This window comes from Pseudarthrobacter sp. (assembly GCF_036675385.1).
Classification (GTDB): Bacteria; Actinomycetota; Actinomycetes; order Actinomycetales; family Micrococcaceae; genus Arthrobacter.
The window spans coordinates 39,108-60,302 of sequence record NZ_JAKFFD010000007.1 but is presented as its reverse complement, the minus strand read 5'-3'; the positions used below and the strand labels follow the sequence as shown (position 1 = coordinate 60,302).

Below are 21,195 nucleotides of genomic sequence, written 5' to 3'. Positions count from 1 at the left end.
CAGGTTCTTCATACCCACAGGTTATCCGTCCACGGGCTTCCGCCCTCCTAGATGATTAAGTCCTATTGGATTTAGTGGTCGTAGGCGATCAGGGAGCGCTTGCGAGGCGCGCCGGTGAGCCAGTTGTGCCAGATTCCGGCGGCGAGGGCAAGGAGCCGTGCAGCGACGCGGGCTTTGACGCCTTCAAGGGTGCGCCCGCCGTGGTCTTCGAGGGTGAGTTGGCCTTTGAGGGTATCGAAGACTGACTCGATCCATTGCCGGATGCCGCCGAGTTTGCCGAAGCGTGGCTTCTCGTCCTTGCGGTCGGGGCGGATGAGGTGGGCGCCGAGGTCGTCGGTGATGAACCGTTCGAAGTCTTTGCCGGCGAAGCCTTTATCGCCCAGGATGACCTGGCCTGCGTGGACCAGATGGTGGTCCTTTTCCAGCAGGGCCTGGGTGGCTTCACGTTCCCCGATTTTCGGGTTCGCCAGGCCCCAGATGACCGGCATCCCTTCAGGGGTGCTGATCAGGTACAGGCGGAAGCCCCAGAAGAACCTGGAGTGGGAAGCACAGTAGCCGTAGCCGGCATGCCCGGCCAGATCGGACCGTTTGACGGTTTCCCGTGACGTCCCGCAGGGCAGCGGGGTGGAATCGACAAGCCTGAGCACGTCATGCCAGGACGGGGTGTCCTTGGCCAGGGCAGTGATGGTCGCGGAGATCAGTGTACCGGCGGCCCGAAGGCGCTTGTTGTAGCCGGACTGCTGCGGGATGGCAGGAAACATGCCGGTCAGGTGCGTCCGCGCGTACCGGATCCACCTGGTCTCGGAGGAGTATCCGAGCAGTTGCTGCGCCACCGCCAGACAGAGCAGCTCGGCATCGGACAGCCCGGGCTTGCGCCCGGGCCGCCGGTCCCGTGACACGCCAAGATCAGGCAGGACACGATCGGTAAGAAGGACATAGAGTGTGGTCAGGAGAGTGTTTAGTTCGGGGTTCACATACCGGGTTTAACACTCTCCGCCCTACTTTAAAAGCGTCCCCACCGTCCTAGGCAATAGGAATTACTCATCTAGGAGATTCCCATGTCATTCCTTCGCTGGACACCTTCCTTCCTTGGCTTCCCGCTGGGCGGCTGGCTGGCCTTCCAGCTGGTCGGCCCGGCCAATAGCCCGCTGAGGGCCGCTGTGGCGGGAGCCATCGCCGGCACCCTGATCGGCGCCGCCCAGTGGCTCACCCTGCGGCCGGCGGTCAGCTGGCATTGGATAGCCGCCAGCACTCTTGGGATGGGCGCCGGGAGCGCCCTCGCTGCCACAGTTACGGGTTCGGCGACGTCGGTAGGCGCCCTGGCCGCGACCGGCATCATTGCCGGGGCTGCCGTGGGATTGGGCCAGGGCCCGGCACTTCGCCGCGGCTGGCAGGTCACCGCGCTGTGGACGGTCACAGTGGGTGCCTCATGGGCCCTCGGCTGGACGGTCACCGCCAATGTAATCGTCGACGCCGACCGCGGCTACGTCGCGTTCGGCTCCAGCGGCGGGCTTGTGGTCACTGTCATTACGGGCCTTGTCCTCCGCCGCGTTCTCGGCGCCAGAACCGGACTGTTCGCTCCCCCGGCGGTGAGGGCCGCCGTCGGGCGTTTAACTGACGGACATTCAGCCAGCGCCGGAAACGCTGCCGGGGCGCAGCCGTGAACACCGCCGTCGCGGCAGGCGTGCTGCTGATCGTCCTGCCGCTGGCATTCAATGCCGCGTTCGCTGCCCTGGCCGCGAAGTTCGATTATCCGGACATCCTCCGCAAGCCCACCCAGGAAATCCTGCAGCGTTTCCGCGACGGCGGGTCAAGCCTCGTGCTGCTGTGGTGGTCGTTCGCGATGACGGCGGTGCTGCTGGCGCCGGCGGCGGTCCTGCTGTCCGGCGCGCTGCCCGGAGCGGACTCAACCCTGCTGGCACTGGGATCGGCGGCGGGCGTGCTGGCCGCCGTCGTACAGTTCCTCGGACTCATCCGCTGGCCGTTCCTGGTGCCCTATCTCGCCCGTACGGCGACCGCCTCCGATGCCTCCGCAGCCCGTCAGGAAGCAGTGGACGTTGTGTTCCAGTCCTTAAACCGCTATCTGGGCGTGGCTGTGGGCGAGCATCTGGGCTACCTGTTCAGCGGCGCGTGGAGCGTGCTGGCCGGCGTGGCCATGATCCAGAGCACCGCCGTTCCGGCCTGGCTCGGGATGGTGGGGATCGTGGTCGGTGCCGTGCTGGCACTGTGCTCGCTGGAATTTGTGGGATCGTTCGAACCGCATGGCTGGAAGCTGGCCGCGACGCTGACGCCGGTGATCTACGTGGTGTGGTCACTTTGGCTGGTGGCAGTCGGCGTGGTCCTGCTGCTTTGAACTGCGCGCACTTAAAGGACGAGGCTCCCGCTTTGGCGGGTTCCTCCTGATGCAGCCATTCCGCACCGGGTCTGGCTGGGACATCCGATCGTTGCTAGCGTGGCGCCATGAGCCCGTCGAAGACCCCGGCCGAAATCCTCGACATTGCTGGCGCCGAGGTACGCATCTCAAGTCCGGACAAAGTGGTTTTCCCCGAGCCCGGGCTGACGAAGCTCGACCTGGTCCGCTACTACCTCGCCGTCGCGGATGGTGCGCTGCGCGGCGCCGGCGGCCGGCCCATGGTGCTCAAGCGCTTCCCGAAGGGCATCGACGCTGAACCGTTCTTCCAAAAGCGGGTGCCCGAAAACCACCCCGACTTCATCGACACAGCAACGCTGCACTACGCGTCGGGGACATCAGCCGAGGAGGCCGTCATCCGGGATGCCGCGGGCCTGGCGTGGGTGGTGAATCTTGGCTGCCTGGACCTCAACCCGCATCCCGTGCGCGCTGAGGACCTCGAACACCCGGACGAGCTCCGGGTGGACCTCGATCCGATGCCGGGCGTCGCCTGGTCCCAGATCGTTGATGTCGCATATGTCGCGCGGGAGGTGCTGGACGACGTGGGGCTGGTGGGGTGGCCGAAGACGAGCGGATCGCGCGGACTGCACATCCTGGTGCGCATCGCGCCGCAGTGGTCGTTCCGCGAGGTGCGGCTCGCCGCCGAGACCCTCGCCCGCGAGGTCGAAAACCGCGCTCCCGGCCTCGCCACCGCGCGGTGGTGGAAGGAGGAGCGCGGCGAAAGTGTGTTCGTCGACTTCAACCAGAACGCGAAGGACCGCACCGTGGCATCGGCGTACTCGATCCGGCCCCTGCCCGACGCCCGGGTCTCGACGCCGCTCACCTGGGACGAGGTCCGCTCCATCCGGCCGGAACAATTCACGGTGCTCACAGTGCCCGGGCGCTTCGCCGATCTGGGCGACCCGCACGCCGGCATCGATGACGCGGTGGGCACACTCGATGGACTTCTGGCACTGGCGGCCGAGCTCGGCCCCGCCGAGAAGCCGCCGCGCAGCGGCGACGGCTCCGGCCGCCGGCAGTCGCTGATGCCGCTCATCGAGGTTGCCCGCACCAGGACCAAGCCCGAGGCCCTCGCGGCACTCGATGAGTGGAAGTCCCGGCACGTGGACCTCGTCCCGGCCCTGCACCCCGCCGACGTGCTCGTCGACGGAATGCGCGGATCAAGCTCGCTCTGGTACCGGGTGCGGGTGAACCTGCAGCACGTCCCCGACTCGGAGCGTCCGCCACAGGAGGGGCTCATCGCCAACTACGACCCGTGGGCCGGCAAGGAGTGGCCCGGGCGCCCGGGATCCTGACACCGCAACGGAAACCGGACGTGCGCGCGCCGAGCGGGTCTTCAGCGCTCCCCCCATCCCAGCAAAATGTGATAGACGCCACACGTCTCCGGTATCAAACTAGTTGGATGGAAGATACGGAGAAGCACGACACCATCGCCAAAGTCAGCGACCTGCTCGCCGCACGCTATCCCGACGCACCCCGGCCGCTGGTTGTCCGGGTCGTCACAGAGGAGTACGAAACACTGGATGCCGGCCGGATCCGGACCTACATCCCGACCCTTGTCGAACACGGCGCCAGGAACAAACTCCACCGCCAGTTCTCCCGGCGGAACAGGGAAACCTGACGTCCCGCCGAACCTCGTCCTCAGCTGGTCAGGGTCGCGCCATCTCGCTCGCAGGTCCCTGATCGCCTCCGCTGACCGATGATCCCACCGGCCGCGCAACATGCCATGGCGGGACGAGCCGGGTGGACCCGCGGGCTAACGCTTTCGCCCACCGCGATCGTCAGTACGACTTCCTGATCGTGTCCCAGCGGGAGGTGGCTGTTATGGCGCCATCCCCAACAGTGGCGGTAGCTTTGGATTACTTTTCCTTCGAAGCAGCCGAGCTACCGGAGGTACCTCCGATGGATGGCTTGTCGACGTCAATGGTTCTGATCGCCTTGAAATTGTCCTCGGAATCAGGCTCGGCCCCAGCCTGTTGGCGTGGATCCACCCGCCCAGTTCACGGATACGCTCGCCGATTTCGGGCTGGCCATGCTCTTCTTCGTTGCCGGTAACGAGATAGATTTCGCCCGCATCCGCGGCCGGCCCGCCAACCGTGCGTCTGCTGGCTGGGTCAATTCCCTGGCGGCAGGCATTGGCGCTGGCCTATTCGGTGCGGGTGGGGAGTTCGGTCCCCTCGTTGCGATCTCGCTGTTCTTTAGCGGCCGGCAGCTGGGCCCGGCAACAGCGGTACTTCTCGGGTTTGTCCTCCTGACCGGCCTGGCGATCTATCTCGGGTCGCGCACGGCGCTCACTGCTCCACTCCCAGGTCACCAGGACCCTCCACACCAGCGGCCAGTTCGCCGTCCGGTCCATCATCTTCATCCTCACTGTGCTCGTTGTGCTCAGCATGGTCCTGGGACTCGAAATGCTGCTGGGTGCATTCGCGGAATGCTATCGGTGCTCCTGTTTCCGCTGCTCGCACTCCGCCAGCATCAACGCAAACCATCGGAGACGTCGGCCCGGCAGAAGGAAAGCCCCTGGGAGACCGGACGAGGCGGGACTCGCGGCTCAGCGTGCGCCAGGCCAGCCGGTATAGGCCTCCGCCACGTAGGCCTTGCCGTGCCGCCGTCCGCGGCGTCAATGCCACAGTGGAAATGGCGAACGACGGCGGCAGCCGCCACGGCGCGGATCTCACCAGAGTTGTCGGCTGAGTCCCCGGGATGAGGATCCTGACTCTGGACGCTAGCCCGTGAGCAGGATGATCAGGCCCAGGATCCCCATCAGCACAACGGAGCCGCTGGTCCAGAAGACGGCAGCCACATCTGAGTGAAACCGTTCCGCCGCGATGCCCCTCACGCGCGCGGAATAGCGGCCGCGCTGTGTGGCGTAAATGCTGACCGCGATAGTGCCCGCCACCCCGATGAGAATCAGAATCCAGAAACCGTAATGAGGCAGCCAGCGCAGGAAAACCAGCGCGGCGGCAAAAAGAGCCGTGCTGGTCCGGCCCCAGGAAAGCACCGTGCGCTCGGGTTGGAGCCCGGGGTCTTGGTGCGTGGGAGCAGCCGGAGCTCCTGGCATCAGTTCAGCGCGATCAGGATGATCACGACGGCTGCAGTGACTGCGCCGCCCAGGCCGAGGAGGGGAACAATAATCGGCAGGGGAAGTGGTTTTCCGTGCCGCATGCTCGACTCGATGGAGACCCACCGCACTGCGGCGCCGGCACTGATCAGCATCCCGGTAGCCACCAGGAACATTGCCAGTGCTTTGCGCAAGGGTTCGGGGAAGGCCTCAATCGCGAAGGCTTCCAGCGCCAGCCCGCCGGCGAGGAAGGCCAGGGCCGTGCGGACCCAAGCCAGGAAGGTCCGCTCGTTGGCCAGAGTGAACCGCGGGTCCGGCTCTTCGCCGCCGGGCAGCACTCTGCGGGCCAACCAGCCGCGTCCTTGATCCGGCTCGGTCATCGTTCTCCTTACGGTGCGGGTTTCCCCATCGTATGCCGCCGGAATAGCTTGCTTCGGTGCCGACAGCTGCCGGCCCTGCCGGATCAGGCCTAGCGAATCCCGCTGTCAACAACCAGCGTGATGTGAACGGGCCTGTCCGAGATGACCACAAGCTCGGTAGCCGTCGAAGCGTAACCGCCGGCGTTGGTCGCCTTGATCACATAACGACCGTCAGGCAGCGTCAGATGGAAGGCACCGGTGCTATCGGTTTGTGTTGAGCCCCGGACGGCGTCCCCGTCCAAGGCCACAACCGCGGCCCCTGATACTGGGCGCGGTGGACACTCCTGGCCAACACGTTCGACGGGACAGACGGGGGCGGTCAGGACCACCCCGGCAACTTCCCCGGAATGCCCCGTGACCGGACCGCTTGGACTGGTGCACCCGCACAACCACAGGACGGCGGCCAACAAAACCCAGACGGAACACTTCACCTCACTCACCAACCGCCTCGTGTAGGCGTATGTCCCTTTCGGGCATCGTCCGGCATGGCCATTTCGGCCCGCAGGCCGAGGAGTCGGATCGGACGGCCCGCTTCGATTCCTGCTGCGAGGTCCAAAGCCCTCGCGAGGATTTCCTCCCGGTCGAATGTCTCGGGAATCTTCCGCCCGTGGTTCTTGGTCTCGAACGGCGCGTACCGAACCTTCAGAGTCAGCCCAACCACGGGGCGTCCTTCAGCCACAACATCCTCAAGGACGCGCGCTGTCAGCTCCCTCACGGCGTCGTACACCTGGGCGGGCTCGGTGAGGTCCCGCTGGAAGGTGGTCTCCCGGCTGTGCCCGCGGGCAACCCACGGAGTATCGTCCACAACGCTGGCGCCGTCCCCGCGTCCGAGCTCCGCGTACCAAGGACCCATCCTGGGGCCAAACTCCGGAACCAGGTTCTGGGGGTCGGACGCGGCGAGCTCGGCCACTGTATTGATGCCGAGCTTGGCCAGCCGGCCCGACACCTTGGTTCCGACACCCCACAAGTCCTTGGTGGGCCGACTGCCCATAACGTCGAGCCAGTTCCCGGCAGTGAGACGGAAGACGCCGGCCGGCTTGCCGAAACCGGTGGCGACCTTGGCTCGGACCAACGTGTCACCGATGCCCACGCTGCAATGCAGCCGCGTTCGCTCCAGGACAGCGGCCTGCACCTGCCGGGCGTAGGCTTCCGGATTCTCTGTCTCAGTGCCCATAAAGGCTTCATCCCAACCCAGCACCTGCACGGTGGCGCCGGGCTGCGCTCGCAGGGTGGCCATCACCGTTTCAGACGCCGCGAGGTAAGCCTCCTGATCGACGGGCAGGATCACAGCGTCGGGCACTTTCCGGGCCGCAATGCGTAAGGGCATTCCGGAACCCACACCGAACGCCCTGGCCTCGTAGGATGCGGTCGACACCACCGCTCGTTCCGTGGGGTCCCCCCGACCGCCGACAATGATCGGCTTCCCCGCAAGCTCCGGCCGCCGGAGCACTTCGACCGCCGCGATGAACTGGTCGAGATCGACATGCAGCACCCACCGGATTCCGCTCACGCCACCAGTCTGCCCTAAACATCCCTGCCAAGCATGGGTCACCACCGGGCGTGGCCTCTGATGCCATCGCCAAACAAGCAGTCAGCTAAACCAGGGAATCGTCGACAACAAAGATTGACCTCGGCATTACAGGGGTCTTTCGGCGTCTGATCACCCGTCCTTGGCAAGAACGAAGGTGACGAAGCCCATAACGTCCCGGTGGCCTCGCAACCACATCATTCTTGCCTTATCCAACTCGTCCCGAATTTCTGTCGCCGCCTCGTGCTCGGGGTGAGTCACAAGCCACTGCTCCCGATTTCGGAGATGGCCGCACTCGAATTCTTCCCATTCTTGACTGGTTGAGGTCCGCAGATCCAGAACGCGCCACCCAGCGCTGGTGACCTTGTCGACAAGGTCGGGAAGGAGTAAAGCATCATCCACTGTTGTCCCTGGCCACATGTGAGCCAACTGATTATCCGTTGGGACAACAGACCAGATCTCGGCACCAAAAACTAGACGTCCGGAAGGGGCGGTCGAGTTGCGAAGACGGGACAGGGCTTCGCTGATCGTCCCAAAAGCTTGGTACGAACCTACGTTGAGCACGAGGTCAGCGCTCTCCGCGCAGTCGGCAGACGATTCCGCCTGGAATAGGGCCCGGTCAGCAAGCCCCCGTTGCTCGGCTGCCATGCGTGCCTGCTCAATGTAGGACTCATTAATGTCAATGCCCGTGCCGCTGGTATTCGGCATCGCCTCAAGAATGTCCATGAGCATTCCACCCCATCCGCACCCATGATCCAAGACCGTTCGTGGTCGATTAGTTGCGAGATCGTTGATCAAGCGGTCGAAGGACTGCCGTCCGATCGGCGAATTGGTTCTGAGAACGGACGCTCCGCCACGGGCAGGTGGCGTGTTGGGATCAGTCATGACGCTCAACCTAACATCCGATTGGTAAACATCAATCGCTCTCGCGCACTACCCGGCTCCAATTTCCCTATCGCGACTAATCAGAGTGCACGTCCTGCTACGGCCCAGCCCGGACCGATCTGCCACCATCACCACATTGCCCGGCTGCAGGTAGTCAAAGACATTCCGTCCAGCGTCCCCTCTCTTGGGCATTGGTCCTTCTAACTTCAGCTTCACCACTTTGTCGAAACCCAACAAAATCTCGCTTGTAACTGGGAACTAGCGTTTCTTCCGAGGCATTATCCGCAGCTATACACCCCCAAAGGACTATCGATGACGATGCAGCCAGAGCTCCAGGCCAACCCCGGCCCCATCCTCGAGACCGCCCGGAAGCAGGTTCTGGAGCAGGGCATCGGCCTCTCCGAAAGCCAACTGGTGGAAATCCTCAGGCTGCCGGACCAGGATCTGCCCGCGACCCTGCAGCTGGCCCACGAGGTCCGGCTCAAGCACTGCGGCGAGGACGTCGAAGTCGAGGGCATCATCTCCATCAAGACCGGCGGCTGCCCCGAGGACTGCCACTTCTGCAGCCAGTCCGGCCTGTTCGACTCCCCCGTCCGCGGCGTCTGGCTCGACATCCCCGAACTCGTCAAAGCCGCGAAGGAAACCGCCGCGACGGGAGCCACCGAGTTCTGCATCGTCGCCGCCGTCCGCGGCCCCGACATCAAGCTCATGAACCAGATCAAGTTCGCGATCGACCGGATCAACGAAGCCGTGGACATCAACATCGCCTGCTCCCTGGGCATGCTCACCCAGCGCCAGGTGGACCAGCTCGCCAGCTGGGGCGTGCACCGCTACAACCACAACCTCGAAACCGCTCGCAGCTACTTCCCCGAGGTCGTCACTACCCACAGCTACGAGGAGCGCCTCGACACCTGCAACATGGTTAAAGACGCCGGCATGGAGCTGTGCTGCGGCGCCTTGATCGGCATGGGCGAAAGTCTTGAACAGCGCGCGGAACTCGCCGCCCAGCTCGCGGCCCTGGAACCCCACGAAGTCCCGCTGAACTTCCTCAACCCCCGCCCTGGAACCCCGCTGGAAAACCAGGGCATCATGGACGGCAAGGACGCCCTCCGCGCGATCGCCGCGTTCCGGCTGGCGATGCCCCGGACCGTGCTGCGCTACGCCGGCGGACGGGAGCTGACCCTCGGCGACCTCGGAACCAAGGCAGGACTCATGGGCGGCATCAACGCCGTCATCGTCGGCAACTACTTGACCACTTTGGGCCGCCCGGCAGACGCCGACCTGAACCTGCTCGTCGAGCTGAACATGCCCATCAAGGAACTCCAGAAGACACTATGAACGGGGTTTCGACGAGGTTAACCACCGGCGATCCAGCAACCGCAACCACGGTTGAGTTCTGCGGGCACTGTGGTGAACCGTCCGACGGCGGCGCCAGCCCGGCGTCGGGCGTTCACCGCCGTTGCGGCGAGCATCTCGCGATGGAGCCGCCGCGGTACTGCGCCGCCTGCCGGCGCCGCATGAAAGTCCAGGTGACTCCGTTGGGCTGGACCGCGGAATGCTCCCGCCACGGGGTGCTTGCACCATGACGACAGCTTCGGCGCAGCCGGGCCTGATCCAGCGGGACCGCGCACGGTTGTGGCACCCTTACGCGCCGGCGTCCCCGGACCTTCCGCTGTGGGAGGTCGAGGCGGCCGACGGCGTGCGGCTGCGGCTTAGGGCCGAGGACGGCACCCGCCATGAGGTGGTTGATGCGATGTCCTCGTGGTGGTCGGTGATCCACGGCTACCGCAACCCGGTGCTGGACGCCGCTGCGCGGAGGCAGCTGGAGAGGTTCAGCCATGTGATGTTCGGCGGACTCACGCACGCCCCGGCGGTGGAACTGGCCGAGCGGCTGGTGGACATGGCCCCTTCCGTGCCAGGGAGGCCGGGTTTGGAGCGGGTGTTCCTTGCGGATTCGGGTTCGGTGGCCGTGGAGGTTGCGCTGAAGCTGGCGGTGCAGTTCCAGACCGCGTCCGGGCACCCCCGGAGGCAGCGGTTCCTGAGCCTCCGCGGCGGGTACCACGGCGACACGTTCGCGGCGATGGGGGTCTGTGATCCTGTGGACGGGATGCACTCCGCGTTCCCGGGCCTGCTGGCGGGCAACGTGTTTGCGCCGCGTCCCCCGGCGGCCGCCTCCGCGACCCCGGAAACCGTGCGTGCGTGGGCGTCCGAACTCGGGGGCATCGCGGCTGCGCATTCCGGGGAGCTGGCCGCGGTCATCGTCGAACCGGTCCTGCAGGGTGCCGGCGGGATGCACGCCTACCCGGCCGAATGCCTGACAGTACTGCGGGAGGTGGCGGACCGGCATGGCCTGCTGCTCATCTTCGATGAGATCGCCACCGGATTCGGGCGCACAGGTGAGCTGTTCGCGGCCGATCATGCCGGCGTCGTACCGGACATCATGTGCGTGGGCAAGGCCCTGACCGGCGGGTACCTGACTCTCGCCGCCATGCTCTGCACGGCAGACGTGGCCGCGACGGTCTCCGACGGCCGGGCCGGTGCGCTGCTGCACGGCCCCACGTTTATGGGCAACCCGCTGGCATGTGCGGTTGCCAACGCCAGCCTCGGCATCATCGGCGACGGCGGCTGGCGGCCCGACGTCGCCCGGATCGGCGCCGGCCTCGAATCAGGGCTCGCCCCCGCCCTGGAACTTGAGGCCGTGCAGGACGTCCGCACCATCGGCGCCGTCGGAGTCATCGAGCTGCACAACGCCGTCGACGTCACCGCGGTCACCACCGCGGCCATCCGGCACGGGGTCTGGGTCCGGCCGTTCCGGAACCTCGTCTACACCATGCCCCCGTACATCAGCACCGCGGCGGATGTTGAGCAGATCACCGCGGGCATGACGGCGGCCGTCGCCGAAGTGCACGGGCGCGTCGTACATGAGCGCGTCCCCGCACGGTCCCGAGGCGAGGCATGAGTAACTCGATGACACAGTGGCTCGAGCGGCAGGCCGCGGTCCGGGACCGTCGGGGCCTGGTCCGCCGCCCGCTCCCCCGTGCCGCGGACGAACGGTTCATCGACCTGGCCAGCAACGACTATCTGGGCCTCACGGCGGACCCTCGGGTTGCCGAGGCCGCTGCGGCCGCCGCTTCGGTGTGGGGTGCGGGCGCCACGTCCTCCCGTCTGGTGGCCGGAACCACCCGGCTGCATCTGGACCTCGAGCAGGAACTGGCCGCGCTGGCGGGGATGGAGGCGGCGCTGGTGTTCTCCTCCGGCTACCTCGCCAACATCGGTGTGATCACGGCGCTCGGCGGCCCCGGGACCCTGATCGTCGCGGACGAACACTGCCACGCCTCGATGATCGACGGTTTCCGGCTCAGCCGCTCCCGCACCGAATCGTTCACCCACAACAGCGTGGAGGACGCCGGCCGGCTGCTCGCCGACCGGCAGGAGCCGCGGGCACTGATCGCCGTCGAATCCCTCTACAGCGTCCTGGGCGACGAGGCCCCGCTCGCTGCCCTGCTGGCCCTGGCCGAGGACCACGACGCCGTGCTGCTCATCGACGAGGCCCACAGCCTCGGGGTCACCGGCACCGGCACGTTCCAGGGCCGCGGCGCGGTGGCCGGAACCTTCCTTGCCGGGCATCCGAATGTGGTCGTGACCGCGACGCTGTCCAAGGCCCTGGGCAGCCAGGGCGGAGCCGTCCTGGGATCTGCCCTGCTGCGGGAACACCTGCTCAACCGGGCCCGGAGCTTCATCTTCGACACCGGGCTCGCGCCCGCATCCGCCGCCGCAGCCCTCGCGGCGGTGCGGATCATCCGGGACGAGCCGTGGCGGGCGGAATCCGTCCGAAGCAACGCGGCAGCGCTGGCCGCCGGACTCGCCCCGGCCCTTGCAGCCCGTGGCGCCGCCGTCGAGCAGACAGCGGCCGACCGGTCCGCCGTCGAGCAAACGGCGGGGGCCGTCCAGTCCATCGCCATGCCGTCCGCCGCATCAGCCCTGGCAGCTGCCGAGGCCGCTCGCACCGCCGGTGTCCGGATCGGGTGCTTCCGCCCGCCGTCCGTTCCGGACGGGATTTCACGGCTGCGGCTCACCGCCCGTGCCACCCTTACCCGCGCGGACATCGACGACAGCTGCGCAGTGCTGCGTGGCATTTTGGAGGAACTTCTATGAACCTGCCCGGCATCATCCTGGTCACTGGTACGGACACCGGTGTCGGCAAGACAATGACGACGGCGGCCCTCGCCGCCGTCCTCCACGGAACGGGGCGCAGCGTCGCAGTGTACAAACCGTGCCAGTCAGGCGCAGCCGACGGCGATTCCGACGCTGCCGAGATTGTCCGGCTCGCCGGCGCCGTGACAGCAGAAACCGGAGTTGTCCTGCAGGAGCCGCTGGCCCCCGTCGCCGCTGCCGCCCTCGACGGAACGCCGCTCCCAACGCTGGCTGCGCACGCCAAGAAGGTCCACGAGCTCGCAGCGTCCCACGACCACGTCCTGGTTGAGGGCGCGGGCGGCCTGCTGGTGGAGCTGGATTCCGACGGCGGCACCCTGGCGGAGCTTGGATCACTCCTCGCGGCCGCATTTGTCCTCGTCGCCCGGCCGGGGCTCGGTACCCTGAACCACACCGCCCTGACCCTCGAAGCGCTGGACGCGCGGGACCTGCAGGTCATCGGCGTCGTGCTCGGCAGCTGGCCACGCAACCCGGACGTTGTGCACCACAGCAACCGGCACGTGCTCGGATCGCTGGGGGTGCCCTTGCTCGGCGCCCTTCCCGAGCAGGCGGCGGATCTGTCCCCGGCGGATTTCCGCGCCGGTGCAGCTGCCTGGCTGAACGGCCTGCCCGCATGAACCCGGCGATGATGACCGCCCGCCCCGTTGAGCCGCTGGTGCCCGGTCCGGGACAGACTGAGAGCCCAGGACAGGCCGGCGGCGCCAGCTGCCCGTACCTCGTGGTGCGGGACCCGGACGCGGTCCGTGAGGTGCTGCACCGTCCTGCCGACTTCAGCCCCGGCAATGCGCTGGTCGCGGTCACGCCCCTGGAAGGACCGGCCCTGCGGGTGCTGCAGCGCGTGGGCTTTGCGTTGCCGCCTGTGCTGGCGAGCAACGACACGGGCACGCACGCCGGGATCCGCAAGGTCGTGGCGGGCTATTTCACCCCCGCCACAGTCGCCGCCATGGAACCACGGATCCGGGAACTGGCCCAGGAAGCGGCACGGAACGCCGCGGACCAACTCGACTCTTCCGGCCAGGCGGAACTCGTTCAGGCGGTCGCGGCTTTTCCCCCAGCAGTCGTCATGCTCGAACTCCTCGGACTGCCTGTCCGGGACCTTGCTGACCTCAAGCGGTGGGGCCTGGACTCCATGGAGCTGTTCTGGGGCTGGCCGGATGAAGACCGGCAACTCGAACTGGCCCACAGCGCCGCCGATTTCTACGTCTGGCTTCGGCAGCTCGTTGCGGAATCCAGGGCGGCCCCCGGACAGAACCTGTTCAAATCCCTGGCCGACCACGGCCTGTCGACGACTGAAATCTGCTCGCTGGGCTACTTCCTGCTGATCGCCGGACAGGAAACAACCACCCAACTGATCAGCACCACGCTGTTCCGGCTCCTGGAAGGGTCCGCGCCCGTGGGCTGGAAGGACGCGGCCACCGACGCCGGTTCCAGGGCCATGGTCAGACACGTGCTGGCCACCGAATCATCCGTCCCCACGTGGCGCCGGGTGGCAGCCCACAGCACGAACCTCGGCGAAGTTCTGATCCCTGCCGGCACCGAAATCCTCCTCGAACTGAGCGGCAACCACATCACCTCACCGGCCAGGCATGAACGCCAGTCCTCGGCTCCAGGGACGGCTCCGCAGGCGGATCTGCGGGGGTCCTCTGCGTCCCCGGGCCTGGTGTTTGGATCAGGCATCCACCGCTGCCTCGGCGCCAAGCTCGCCGAACTGGAGGCCGCCATAGTTGTCCAGGAGACCGCCACTGCACTGCCAGACGTACACCTGCAGGACCACCAGCCCGATTGGATCCAGCTCCTGTCCTTCCAGGCACCCCGGACCGTCAGGGTGGCGAACAATCCAGGTAACTCTGCGCGTTATTCGTAAGATGTTCCTGCCCCGTGCTGCTTCTAGACGGCACTGTTGACGCGACAGGTGATGCAGGTTACCCGGCGGAATGCGTCCCTCGAGTCCGTAGAGTCCAGGAGTGTGGTGTGAGCGTCGGGCCGGTGGAACAGCCGGAGGTGACTTCCGTCGGTTATTAGGGTATGCGGTTGGCGGCCACCCGACGTTGTCCAGGGAGAGGGCCCGGGACCGTTGCTGTCCTTTCGCTGCTAACTGACAGGCGCCACGACGTCCTCAAGCATCGACCTGTCGAAAAAACGGACCTCGCCAGTTGCCTCGAAGAACACCGGAACCACTGACGTGTTCGGGTCTTTGGACGTTTCGTAGATGTCAGGTCCGCTTCCATGCTTCCGGGCGATTGTTCCAACCAGCCCGGTACCGCGAACGCGGACGGTCCGATATTTGTAGCTCATGTTGACCCCTTCGTCGACTAGGGCAACCCTACTCCTGAGACGTATTCGCAGGATCCATAGGAGCAGTCGAGGCACAGGAATCGCCAAATTCATTCTGCTCATCCGTCGATCCTGATCTGGATTTTCACCCAGCTGGTGTTCGTGCCCTTTAGCATTCTCCAAGCGGCCTACTTTGCCGCCGGGGATGGCTGAACTTGGCTTCCTCCTGCTGCGGACCTAGCCCTTACCAAGGCCACAAACACCTAGTGAACCTGAGTATCAGTTGACTTGACACTCAGTCTCACTGTAGAACGGTGACATGGTTCCTGACAATGTCGTAGAAACTGCCTCACTCACGGGCGCTGCCGTCGACGCCGGCAAGTCGCCCGGAAAATCGGCGCAGGCGTATGCCGCGGCCCTACTGGACACCCAACGGCAGCGGCCGGCGGGCGCACCCAGCGCCGATCCGCGCCCCGTCCGAAGCGTTGGCCTAATCGGGGCCGGGCTCATGGCGAGCCAGCTTGCCCTTGTTTTTGCCAAACAGCTCGGCGTTCCGGTCCTGATCACGGATCTTTCCCAGGCAAAGGTGGATGGCGCGCTTGGCTGGATCGCCGGGCACTTGGAGAAGCTGGTGAGCCGGGGGCAACTCAGCGAAATGGCGGCCCGCGACCTGGGCAGTCTTGTCCGCGGCACCGTGGATAAGCGCGAGTACCGGGACTGCGATGTGGTCATCGAGGCGGTGTTCGAGGAGTTGGCCGTCAAACGCGCCGTCTTCGCGGAGATCGAGCCACTGCTGCGCACTGATGCGCTGCTCCTGACGAATACGTCGTCCCTATCCGTCGCGGCGATGGGCCACGGCCTCGCCCATCCGGAACGCCTGGTGGGACTGCATTTCTTCAATCCGGTGGCTGTGCTGCCGCTCGTGGAAATCATCAGCACTGAAAACAACGACGACGTCAGCGTCGCCACCGCTTGTTCGCTTGCCCGGCTTCTGGGCAAGCGTGCGGTCCTGGTTACGGACACGCCGGGCTTTGTGGTGAACCGGATCCTGACGCGGCTGTTCTGCGAACTGCTGCAGGTCATTGATGACGGGACGGATATCGAACTGGCGGACCATGCCTTCGACCCGCTCGGGCTACCCATGACTCCGCTGACGCTGCTGGGTTTCATCGGACCCGCCGTCCAGCTGCACATCTGCGAGACCATGCACGCCGCCTACCCTGACCGGTTTTATGTCAGCAGCAGCCTGGCAGCCATTGCGGATGCCCGGCTGCGCGGCTACCTGGCTAAGTCCGGCAGGGTGCTTCCCGAGGCGGCCGCCCTGCTGCCGTCTGCCGATGCCGGAGGTTCAGTGCCGGCACGGGACGCGGAGGCCATCAGGGCACGGATACTTGACGCCCTGGCCGAGGAGGTGGGCCTGATGCTCGCCGAACAGGTGGTGGCCGGTCCGGCGGAAGTGGATTTGTGCATGCTGCTGGGCGCCAACTTCCCCCAGCGTCTGGGGGGCCTCACCCCGCTGCTAGACCAAAGCGGCGCCTCCCGGCGTGTGTGGGGTAGGGATTTCCACCCCGGGTCCGGCTTCGCCTGATAGCCCGGGACGCGCGGCCCGCCTCAAACAAGCGGCGCCACGTCCGCGCCATTTCTCAATTCCTCCCCAAAAAAGGATGTAAGCCCATGCCCGACTATGACGTCGCTGAACCGCTGGACACGGACTACTACTCCGTGTTCGCCAACATTTCCGCACCCGACCGCGAAGCGTGGAGGCGTGCCCGGGATTTCACCGCGGAGGCCCTGCCGCAGATGAACGACTACTGGGAACGGGCCGAGTTCCCCGCCCACCTGGCGAAGCGGATGGGCACCATGAACCTCCTGGCCGATGGCATTGACGTACAGGGCCTGGAGCCCATGTCCGCGCTGGCAGCCGGCCTGGTCAACATGGAGGTCTCCCGCGGGGACGGTTCCCTGGGCACTGTCATCGCAGTGCAGGGCGGCCTGGTACTGCGGTCGATTGCCCTTTTTGGCTCCGACACCCAGCGCCGGACCTGGCTCGGTCCGCTTGCCCGAGGCGAAAAGCTCGGCGCCTTCGCCCTGACGGAACCGGACCACGGATCCGATTCGGTGGCACTGGAAACCACCGCCTCGCTCGACGGGGAGGACTACGTCCTCAATGGCGAGAAGAAGTGGATCGGCAACGGCTCCGTAGGCGATGTCACGGTGGTCTGGGCACGCGATGACGACGGCGATGTCCGCGGTTTCCTGGTGGAACAGGACCGGGAGGGTTACGAGGCCGAAACCATCACCGGAAAGGCCTCGCTGCGCGCAATCCACCAGGCCCGGATCAAGCTCAACAACGTCCGCATTCCAAAGGCCAATCTTCTCCCCGGTGCCCGCACTTTCAAGGACACGTCCGAAATCCTTGTTGCCACGCGTTTGGGGGTGGCCTGGTCCGCTCTCGGCCACGCCACCGCCGTCTACGAAGCCGCGTTGAACTATGCCACGCAGCGGACACAGTTCGGCAAGCCGCTGGCAAAGTTCCAACTTGTCCAGGAGCGACTGGCGTACATGCTCTCGGAGCTGACCAGCATGCAGCTGCACTGTTTCCACCTCGCGGGGCTTGATGCGGCCGGCGAGATGCGCCCCACCCAGGCCTCGATGGCGAAGTACCACAACACCCGCAAGGCCCGCGAGCTGGCGTCCATTGCCCGCGACATGTTGGGTGGCAACGGCATCCTGCTGGAAAACCACGTGATCCGGCACCTTCTCGACATCGAATCCATCCATACCTACGAAGGCACGCAGAGCATTCAGACCCTATTGATCGGCCGCGATGTCACCGGACAAAGCGCCTTCGCCTAAGGATTCGCCATGACCACAATTGAGCTTCCCAATGAAACCCCACTGAGCCCCCTGCGGTTCCTGCAGCGCTCCGCCGAGGTGTTCGGACAGAAAACGGCGATCATCCACGGTGACCGCTCCTATACTTACCTGGACTTCGCTGCCGAAGCCCAGGGGCTGGCCAAAGCGATCAAGAGCAGGATCCAGCCCGGTGACCGGGTGGCCTTCCTGTGTCCTAATGTGCCGGAACTGCTGATTGCCCATTACGCCGTCCCCCTGGCCGGCGGCGTCCTGGTGGCCCTGAACTCGCGGATGTCCGCCCGGGAACTCCAATACATCCTGGAGCATTCCGAAGCCAGGCTGCTGTTTGCCGATTCGGAACTGCTGGCCACCGTGGCGGGAATGGACCTGGGCCTGACACAACTGGCTGAGGTGATCGAAGTGCCTGACAGCACCATCCCGTATCCGGAGGTCCCGGCAGGCATCGGCACGACGCAGTACGCAGACTTCCTCGCCGCGTCCGGACACCAGGACGCAGATCTTCCGTGGAGCGTAGAGGACGAACACGCCCCGATCACGCTCAACTACACCTCCGGCACGACGGGCAAGCCCAAGGGCGTGCTGTATTCGCATCGCGGTGCCTACCTGAACTCGCTCGGGGAAACCTTCCACAATCACTTCACCGGCGACACGCGCTACCTCTGGACCCTTCCGATGTTCCACTGCAACGGTTGGTGCACCACTTGGGCCGTGACGGCGGCCGCAGGCGTCCACATCTGCCTGCGAGCAGTGCGCGCCGACGCCGTCTGGGACGCCATCGACACTCTCGGAGTCACCAACCTCTGTGGCGCCCCCACGGTTTGCAGCATCATTGCCGGCGCACCCCAGGCCCACGAGCTGAAGGTGCCGCTGCGCATCACGACGGCGGGCGCACCGCCGTCGCCCGCGATCATCACGTCCCTGGAGTCAATCGGGATCAGCGTGGTCCACGTTTATGGGTTGACCGAGGTGTACGGCCCGTACACGATCTGTGAGCATCAAACAGAGTGGGATGATCTTTCCGCCCAGGACAGGGCCGTCAAGATCTCCCGCCAGGGGGTGGGGATGCTGCAGGCCGAGACGGCGCGCATCGTGGACCTGGACATGCTCGATGTCCCGGCCGACGGCGCAACGCTGGGCGAAATCGTGCTTCGGGGCAACAACGTGATGCTCGGTTACTTCAAGGATCCCGAGGCCACGGCCGACGCCTTCCGCGGCGGCTGGTTCCATACCGGCGACCTCGGCGTGATGCATCCCGACGGCTACATCCAGCTCAAGGACCGGGCCAAGGACATCATCATCTCCGGCGGAGAAAACATCTCCACAATTGAGGTGGAGCAAGCCATCATGAGCCATCCGGCAGTGCTGAACGTGGCCGTGATCGGCGTCGCGCACGAGAAATGGGGCGAACGCCCGGTGGCCTTTGTCATCCGCAGCAGCTCCAGCTCGGTCACGGCCGAGGAGATCCGCTCGCACGTCAAGGGCCTGCTCTCAGGATTCAAGGTTCCGGACAGGATACTTTTCCCCGAAGAGCTCCCCCACAACTCCACCGGCAAAGTCCTGAAGTCGCGCCTACGTGCCCTGGACCTCAGTGCCCCCGCCCCCAGCAAGGAACCCACCAAATGAGTAGCCAGGACATAGTTGTTGTGGGCGCGGCCCGCACCCCTCAAGGAAAGCTGATGGGCCAGCTGGCTTCACAAAGCGCTGTGCAGCTGGGCGCCGCGGCCATCGCCGCGGCCCTGGAGCGCTCCGGGATCGGACCGGCGTCCGTCGACGCGGTCATTGTGGGTCAGGTCCTGACGGCCGGCGCGGGCCAGAACCCCGCGCGGCAAAGCGCCGTCGCGGCAGGAATACCGCTCAGCGCCCCCGCCGTCACGGTGAACAAGGTCTGCCTCTCCGGGCTGAGTGCCATCATCCAGGGCGTCCGGTTGCTCAAACTGGGCGAGGCGGATGTGGTGGTCGCCGGCGGCCAGGAATCCATGAGCCAGGCGCCGCACCTGCTCACCGGCTCGCGCGCCGGCTACCTCTACGGCGGCATCACGGCCGTGGACTCGGCCGGCCATGATGGGCTCACGGATGCCTTTGACCAGGAGCTCATGGGCATTGCCACGGACCGCGCCAACGCGGACCTTCAGCTCTCCCGCGAGGTGCAGGACACTATCGCGGCGCTGTCCCACCAGCGGGCAGCCGCGGCCCGGGCAGGGGGAATGTTCAGCGCCGAGATTGCCCCCATTTCGGTGCCACAGAAGCGCGGCGCGCCCGTACTGGTAAGCGATGACGAGGGCGTCCGCCCGCAATCCACGCAGGAGGTGCTGGCCGCGCTGAAGCCGGCCTTCACCGCGGAGGGAACAGTCACCGCCGGAAATGCTTCACCGCTGAGCGACGGCGCCGCCGCCGTCGTGCTGGTGACCCGCGCGTACGCCGATGCCCACGGGCTCGAGGTGCTGGCCGTCGTCGGGCCCGCCGGGCAGATCGCCGGGCCCGACACAACACTGCCGGACAAGCCGGCACAGGCAATCACCGCGGCCCTGGCCCGCGCCGGCTGGACGGCCGGGGATCTTGACTTTGTGGAGATCAACGAGGCCTTCGCCTCGGTGGTGGCCCACTCCGCAGCAGCCCTGGGCGTCGGTTTGGACAAGGTGAACGTCAACGGCGGAGCCATCGCGATCGGACATCCGATCGGCGCCTCCGGAGCCCGGCTGGTGGTCTCGGCCGTCCATGAGCTGATGCGGCGCGGGAGCGGCAAATCCGCCGTCGCGCTTTGTGGCGGCGGCGGACAGGGTGACGCGCTGCTACTGTACCGGGATGGCATCAGTGGCTAATTTCCGTTCCGGCGTGGCCGAGGCCGCGCTGGATCTGTTCACCGACAATGGCTACGACCCGACCAGCGTGGACGATATTGCCCTCGCTGCCGGAATCTCCCGCAGCACCTTCTTCCGTCAGTTCCGCGCCAAGGAAGACGTGATCTTTGCGGACCACGAAGCCCTGCTCGCCGAGCTGACGGTCTACCTGGCAGCCAGCCATCCCGATCCGTGGGAGGCTGTGTGCCAGGCTGCAGAGCTGGTCTTCGTGAAATTTTCCGAACGCCGGAAGCTGTCCCAAAAGCGCTACCACGTGGTGCAGGCGGTGCCCGCGCTGCGGGACCGGGAAACGATCATGGTGTCCCGCTATGAACGGCTTTTCTCGGACTACCTTCGCCAGGCACTGCCGGGCATATCAACTCTTGATGCAATCCGGTTCGCCGCGGCTGTCACCTCAACCCATAACTATGTGCTGCGCGAAATGATGCTGGACTCCGCCCGCGGTTCCCTCCAGAACCTGGAACACGAACTGCTGGCGGTGCGCCGTATGTTCGGGGTACTGCCGCAGGGCGACCCCGCATCCGTCCCGGCGGGGGACGACCTGGTTGTGGCCGTTTTTCCCCGCTCGATACCCACTGCTGAGCTGGCGCGTCGCATCCAGGACAAGCTCGACGGCCGCTCCGTCTAGCCTGCTCCACCCAGCTGCTCAGTCCAACTGCTCCATCTAACCG

The 21,195-nt window shown here is 65.9% G+C and carries 23 protein-coding genes; 15 read left to right on the top strand and 8 right to left on the bottom strand.

Annotated features, from left to right (window positions below; translation table 11 throughout):
• Positions 1–71: 71 nt before the first annotated feature.
• A complete protein-coding gene (locus tag V6M49_RS00555) occupies positions 72–974 on the bottom strand; it encodes an IS982 family transposase (RefSeq protein ID WP_332759426.1) in 903 nt (300 codons plus the stop codon).
• A gap of 84 nt (positions 975–1,058) precedes the next feature.
• Here V6M49_RS00555 and V6M49_RS00550 point away from each other — a divergent pair, with 84 nt between their 5' ends.
• From V6M49_RS00550 to V6M49_RS00535, 4 genes are all read left to right on the top strand, one after another.
• Positions 1,059–1,664 (top strand): hypothetical protein, encoded by a 606-nt coding sequence (locus tag V6M49_RS00550; RefSeq protein ID WP_332759425.1) that lies wholly within the window; start codon positions 1,059–1,061, stop codon positions 1,662–1,664.
• Positions 1,661–2,353: a DUF4386 domain-containing protein gene (locus tag V6M49_RS00545; protein WP_332759424.1), complete on the top strand. Its 693-nt coding sequence runs from the start codon at positions 1,661–1,663 to the stop codon at positions 2,351–2,353. The genes V6M49_RS00550 and V6M49_RS00545 overlap by 4 nt, the downstream gene beginning before the upstream one ends.
• A gap of 107 nt (positions 2,354–2,460) precedes the next feature.
• A complete protein-coding gene (ligD, locus tag V6M49_RS00540) occupies positions 2,461–3,705 on the top strand; it encodes a non-homologous end-joining DNA ligase (protein WP_332759423.1) in 1,245 nt (414 codons plus the stop codon).
• A 107-nt stretch (positions 3,706–3,812) separates the two neighbouring features.
• Positions 3,813–4,031 carry a three-helix bundle dimerization domain-containing protein gene (locus tag V6M49_RS00535; protein ID WP_252598706.1) on the top strand — a complete coding sequence of 73 codons (219 nt, stop codon included), beginning with the start codon at positions 3,813–3,815 and terminating at the stop codon, positions 4,029–4,031.
• 670 nt (positions 4,032–4,701) lie between these two features.
• Here V6M49_RS00535 and V6M49_RS00530 read toward each other — a convergent pair.
• The 6 genes from V6M49_RS00530 to V6M49_RS00510 all read right to left on the bottom strand — a co-directional run bounded on the left by V6M49_RS00530 (position 4,702) and on the right by V6M49_RS00510 (position 8,303).
• Positions 4,702–4,875: a hypothetical protein gene (locus V6M49_RS00530; protein ID WP_332759422.1), complete on the bottom strand. Its 174-nt coding sequence runs from the start codon at positions 4,873–4,875 to the stop codon at positions 4,702–4,704.
• A gap of 260 nt (positions 4,876–5,135) precedes the next feature.
• Positions 5,136–5,471 (bottom strand): DUF202 domain-containing protein, encoded by a 336-nt coding sequence (locus V6M49_RS00525; protein ID WP_332759421.1) that lies wholly within the window; start codon positions 5,469–5,471, stop codon positions 5,136–5,138.
• Entirely contained in the window at positions 5,471–5,851 is a 381-nt protein-coding gene (locus V6M49_RS00520) for a YidH family protein (RefSeq protein ID WP_141140490.1), read from the bottom strand. Before V6M49_RS00520 ends, V6M49_RS00525 begins: the two co-directional genes overlap by 1 nt.
• Positions 5,852–5,940: 89 nt before the next feature.
• Positions 5,941–6,219 carry a carboxypeptidase-like regulatory domain-containing protein gene (locus V6M49_RS19865; protein ID WP_442959679.1) on the bottom strand — a complete coding sequence of 93 codons (279 nt, stop codon included), beginning with the start codon at positions 6,217–6,219 and terminating at the stop codon, positions 5,941–5,943.
• A 107-nt stretch (positions 6,220–6,326) separates the two neighbouring features.
• Entirely contained in the window at positions 6,327–7,400 is a 1,074-nt protein-coding gene (locus tag V6M49_RS00515) for a DNA polymerase IV (protein ID WP_442959678.1), read from the bottom strand.
• A gap of 150 nt (positions 7,401–7,550) precedes the next feature.
• Positions 7,551–8,303 carry an SAM-dependent methyltransferase gene (locus V6M49_RS00510; RefSeq protein WP_332759420.1) on the bottom strand — a complete coding sequence of 251 codons (753 nt, stop codon included), beginning with the start codon at positions 8,301–8,303 and terminating at the stop codon, positions 7,551–7,553.
• Between the two features lie 312 nt (positions 8,304–8,615).
• Between V6M49_RS00510 and bioB the strand changes: the two genes are divergently transcribed.
• From bioB to V6M49_RS00485, 6 genes are read left to right on the top strand one after another with little or no spacing between them, the layout of a single operon-like run.
• Positions 8,616–9,641, top strand: a complete 1,026-nt coding sequence (gene bioB / locus V6M49_RS00505; protein WP_332759419.1) for a biotin synthase BioB — start codon at positions 8,616–8,618, stop codon at positions 9,639–9,641.
• Positions 9,638–9,889 carry a biotin synthase auxiliary protein BsaP gene (bsaP, locus tag V6M49_RS19860; protein WP_442959677.1) on the top strand — a complete coding sequence of 84 codons (252 nt, stop codon included), beginning with the start codon at positions 9,638–9,640 and terminating at the stop codon, positions 9,887–9,889. The genes bioB and bsaP overlap by 4 nt, the downstream gene beginning before the upstream one ends.
• Complete coding sequence (locus tag V6M49_RS00500) at positions 9,886–11,262, top strand: adenosylmethionine--8-amino-7-oxononanoate transaminase (RefSeq protein WP_332759418.1); 1,377 nt, start codon at positions 9,886–9,888, stop codon at positions 11,260–11,262. Before bsaP ends, V6M49_RS00500 begins: the two co-directional genes overlap by 4 nt.
• An 8-nt stretch (positions 11,263–11,270) precedes the next feature.
• Complete coding sequence (locus tag V6M49_RS00495; RefSeq protein WP_442959680.1) at positions 11,271–12,458, top strand: 8-amino-7-oxononanoate synthase; 1,188 nt, start codon at positions 11,271–11,273, stop codon at positions 12,456–12,458.
• The gene (gene bioD / locus V6M49_RS00490) at positions 12,455–13,132 is read left to right on the top strand and encodes a dethiobiotin synthase (protein WP_332759416.1); all 678 of its coding nucleotides are present in this window, start codon (positions 12,455–12,457) and stop codon (positions 13,130–13,132) included. The genes V6M49_RS00495 and bioD overlap by 4 nt, the downstream gene beginning before the upstream one ends.
• Positions 13,129–14,379: a cytochrome P450 gene (locus V6M49_RS00485; protein ID WP_332759415.1), complete on the top strand. Its 1,251-nt coding sequence runs from the start codon at positions 13,129–13,131 to the stop codon at positions 14,377–14,379. Before bioD ends, V6M49_RS00485 begins: the two co-directional genes overlap by 4 nt.
• Before the next feature lie 227 nt (positions 14,380–14,606).
• Here the strand turns inward: V6M49_RS00485 and V6M49_RS00480 are convergent, their stop codons facing one another.
• A complete protein-coding gene (locus V6M49_RS00480; RefSeq protein WP_104061341.1) occupies positions 14,607–14,810 on the bottom strand; it encodes a hypothetical protein in 204 nt (67 codons plus the stop codon).
• A 298-nt stretch (positions 14,811–15,108) separates the two neighbouring features.
• Between V6M49_RS00480 and V6M49_RS00475 the strand changes: the two genes are divergently transcribed.
• The 5 genes from V6M49_RS00475 (at position 15,109) to V6M49_RS00455 (ending at position 21,152) form a co-directional block, all read left to right on the top strand.
• Positions 15,109–16,377, top strand: coding sequence for a 3-hydroxyacyl-CoA dehydrogenase family protein (locus V6M49_RS00475; protein ID WP_332759414.1), 1,269 nt, complete (start codon positions 15,109–15,111; stop codon positions 16,375–16,377).
• Positions 16,378–16,463: 86 nt separating this feature from the next.
• Positions 16,464–17,645, top strand: a complete 1,182-nt coding sequence (locus V6M49_RS00470) for an acyl-CoA dehydrogenase family protein (RefSeq protein WP_332759413.1) — start codon at positions 16,464–16,466, stop codon at positions 17,643–17,645.
• A 9-nt stretch (positions 17,646–17,654) separates the two neighbouring features.
• Entirely contained in the window at positions 17,655–19,289 is a 1,635-nt protein-coding gene (locus V6M49_RS00465; protein ID WP_332759412.1) for an AMP-binding protein, read from the top strand.
• Positions 19,286–20,485: an acetyl-CoA C-acyltransferase gene (locus V6M49_RS00460; RefSeq protein WP_332759411.1), complete on the top strand. Its 1,200-nt coding sequence runs from the start codon at positions 19,286–19,288 to the stop codon at positions 20,483–20,485. Before V6M49_RS00465 ends, V6M49_RS00460 begins: the two co-directional genes overlap by 4 nt.
• Entirely contained in the window at positions 20,469–21,152 is a 684-nt protein-coding gene (locus V6M49_RS00455; RefSeq protein WP_332759410.1) for a TetR/AcrR family transcriptional regulator, read from the top strand. Before V6M49_RS00460 ends, V6M49_RS00455 begins: the two co-directional genes overlap by 17 nt.
• Positions 21,153–21,195: the final 43 nt, after the last annotated feature.

Coding starts and splice junctions, on each gene's coding strand:
- ligD (WP_332759423.1), top strand. CDS start 2,461: ATGAGCCCGTCGAAGACCCCGGCCGAAATCCTCGACATTGCTGGCGCC.
- V6M49_RS00495 (WP_442959680.1), top strand. CDS start 11,271: ATGACACAGTGGCTCGAGCGGCAGGCCGCGGTCCGGGACCGTCGGGGC.
- V6M49_RS00455 (WP_332759410.1), top strand. CDS start 20,469: ATGGCATCAGTGGCTAATTTCCGTTCCGGCGTGGCCGAGGCCGCGCTG.
- bioB (WP_332759419.1), top strand. CDS start 8,616: ATGACGATGCAGCCAGAGCTCCAGGCCAACCCCGGCCCCATCCTCGAG.
- V6M49_RS00500 (WP_332759418.1), top strand. CDS start 9,886: ATGACGACAGCTTCGGCGCAGCCGGGCCTGATCCAGCGGGACCGCGCA.
- V6M49_RS00525 (WP_332759421.1), bottom strand. CDS start 5,471: ATGCCAGGAGCTCCGGCTGCTCCCACGCACCAAGACCCCGGGCTCCAA.
- bsaP (WP_442959677.1), top strand. CDS start 9,638: ATGAACGGGGTTTCGACGAGGTTAACCACCGGCGATCCAGCAACCGCA.
- V6M49_RS00460 (WP_332759411.1), top strand. CDS start 19,286: ATGAGTAGCCAGGACATAGTTGTTGTGGGCGCGGCCCGCACCCCTCAA.
- V6M49_RS00470 (WP_332759413.1), top strand. CDS start 16,464: ATGCCCGACTATGACGTCGCTGAACCGCTGGACACGGACTACTACTCC.
- V6M49_RS00535 (WP_252598706.1), top strand. CDS start 3,813: ATGGAAGATACGGAGAAGCACGACACCATCGCCAAAGTCAGCGACCTG.
- bioD (WP_332759416.1), top strand. CDS start 12,455: ATGAACCTGCCCGGCATCATCCTGGTCACTGGTACGGACACCGGTGTC.
- V6M49_RS00520 (WP_141140490.1), bottom strand. CDS start 5,851: ATGACCGAGCCGGATCAAGGACGCGGCTGGTTGGCCCGCAGAGTGCTG.
- V6M49_RS00485 (WP_332759415.1), top strand. CDS start 13,129: ATGAACCCGGCGATGATGACCGCCCGCCCCGTTGAGCCGCTGGTGCCC.
- V6M49_RS00465 (WP_332759412.1), top strand. CDS start 17,655: ATGACCACAATTGAGCTTCCCAATGAAACCCCACTGAGCCCCCTGCGG.
- V6M49_RS00510 (WP_332759420.1), bottom strand. CDS start 8,303: ATGACTGATCCCAACACGCCACCTGCCCGTGGCGGAGCGTCCGTTCTC.
- V6M49_RS00480 (WP_104061341.1), bottom strand. CDS start 14,810: ATGAGCTACAAATATCGGACCGTCCGCGTTCGCGGTACCGGGCTGGTT.
- V6M49_RS00550 (WP_332759425.1), top strand. CDS start 1,059: ATGTCATTCCTTCGCTGGACACCTTCCTTCCTTGGCTTCCCGCTGGGC.
- V6M49_RS00475 (WP_332759414.1), top strand. CDS start 15,109: ATGGTTCCTGACAATGTCGTAGAAACTGCCTCACTCACGGGCGCTGCC.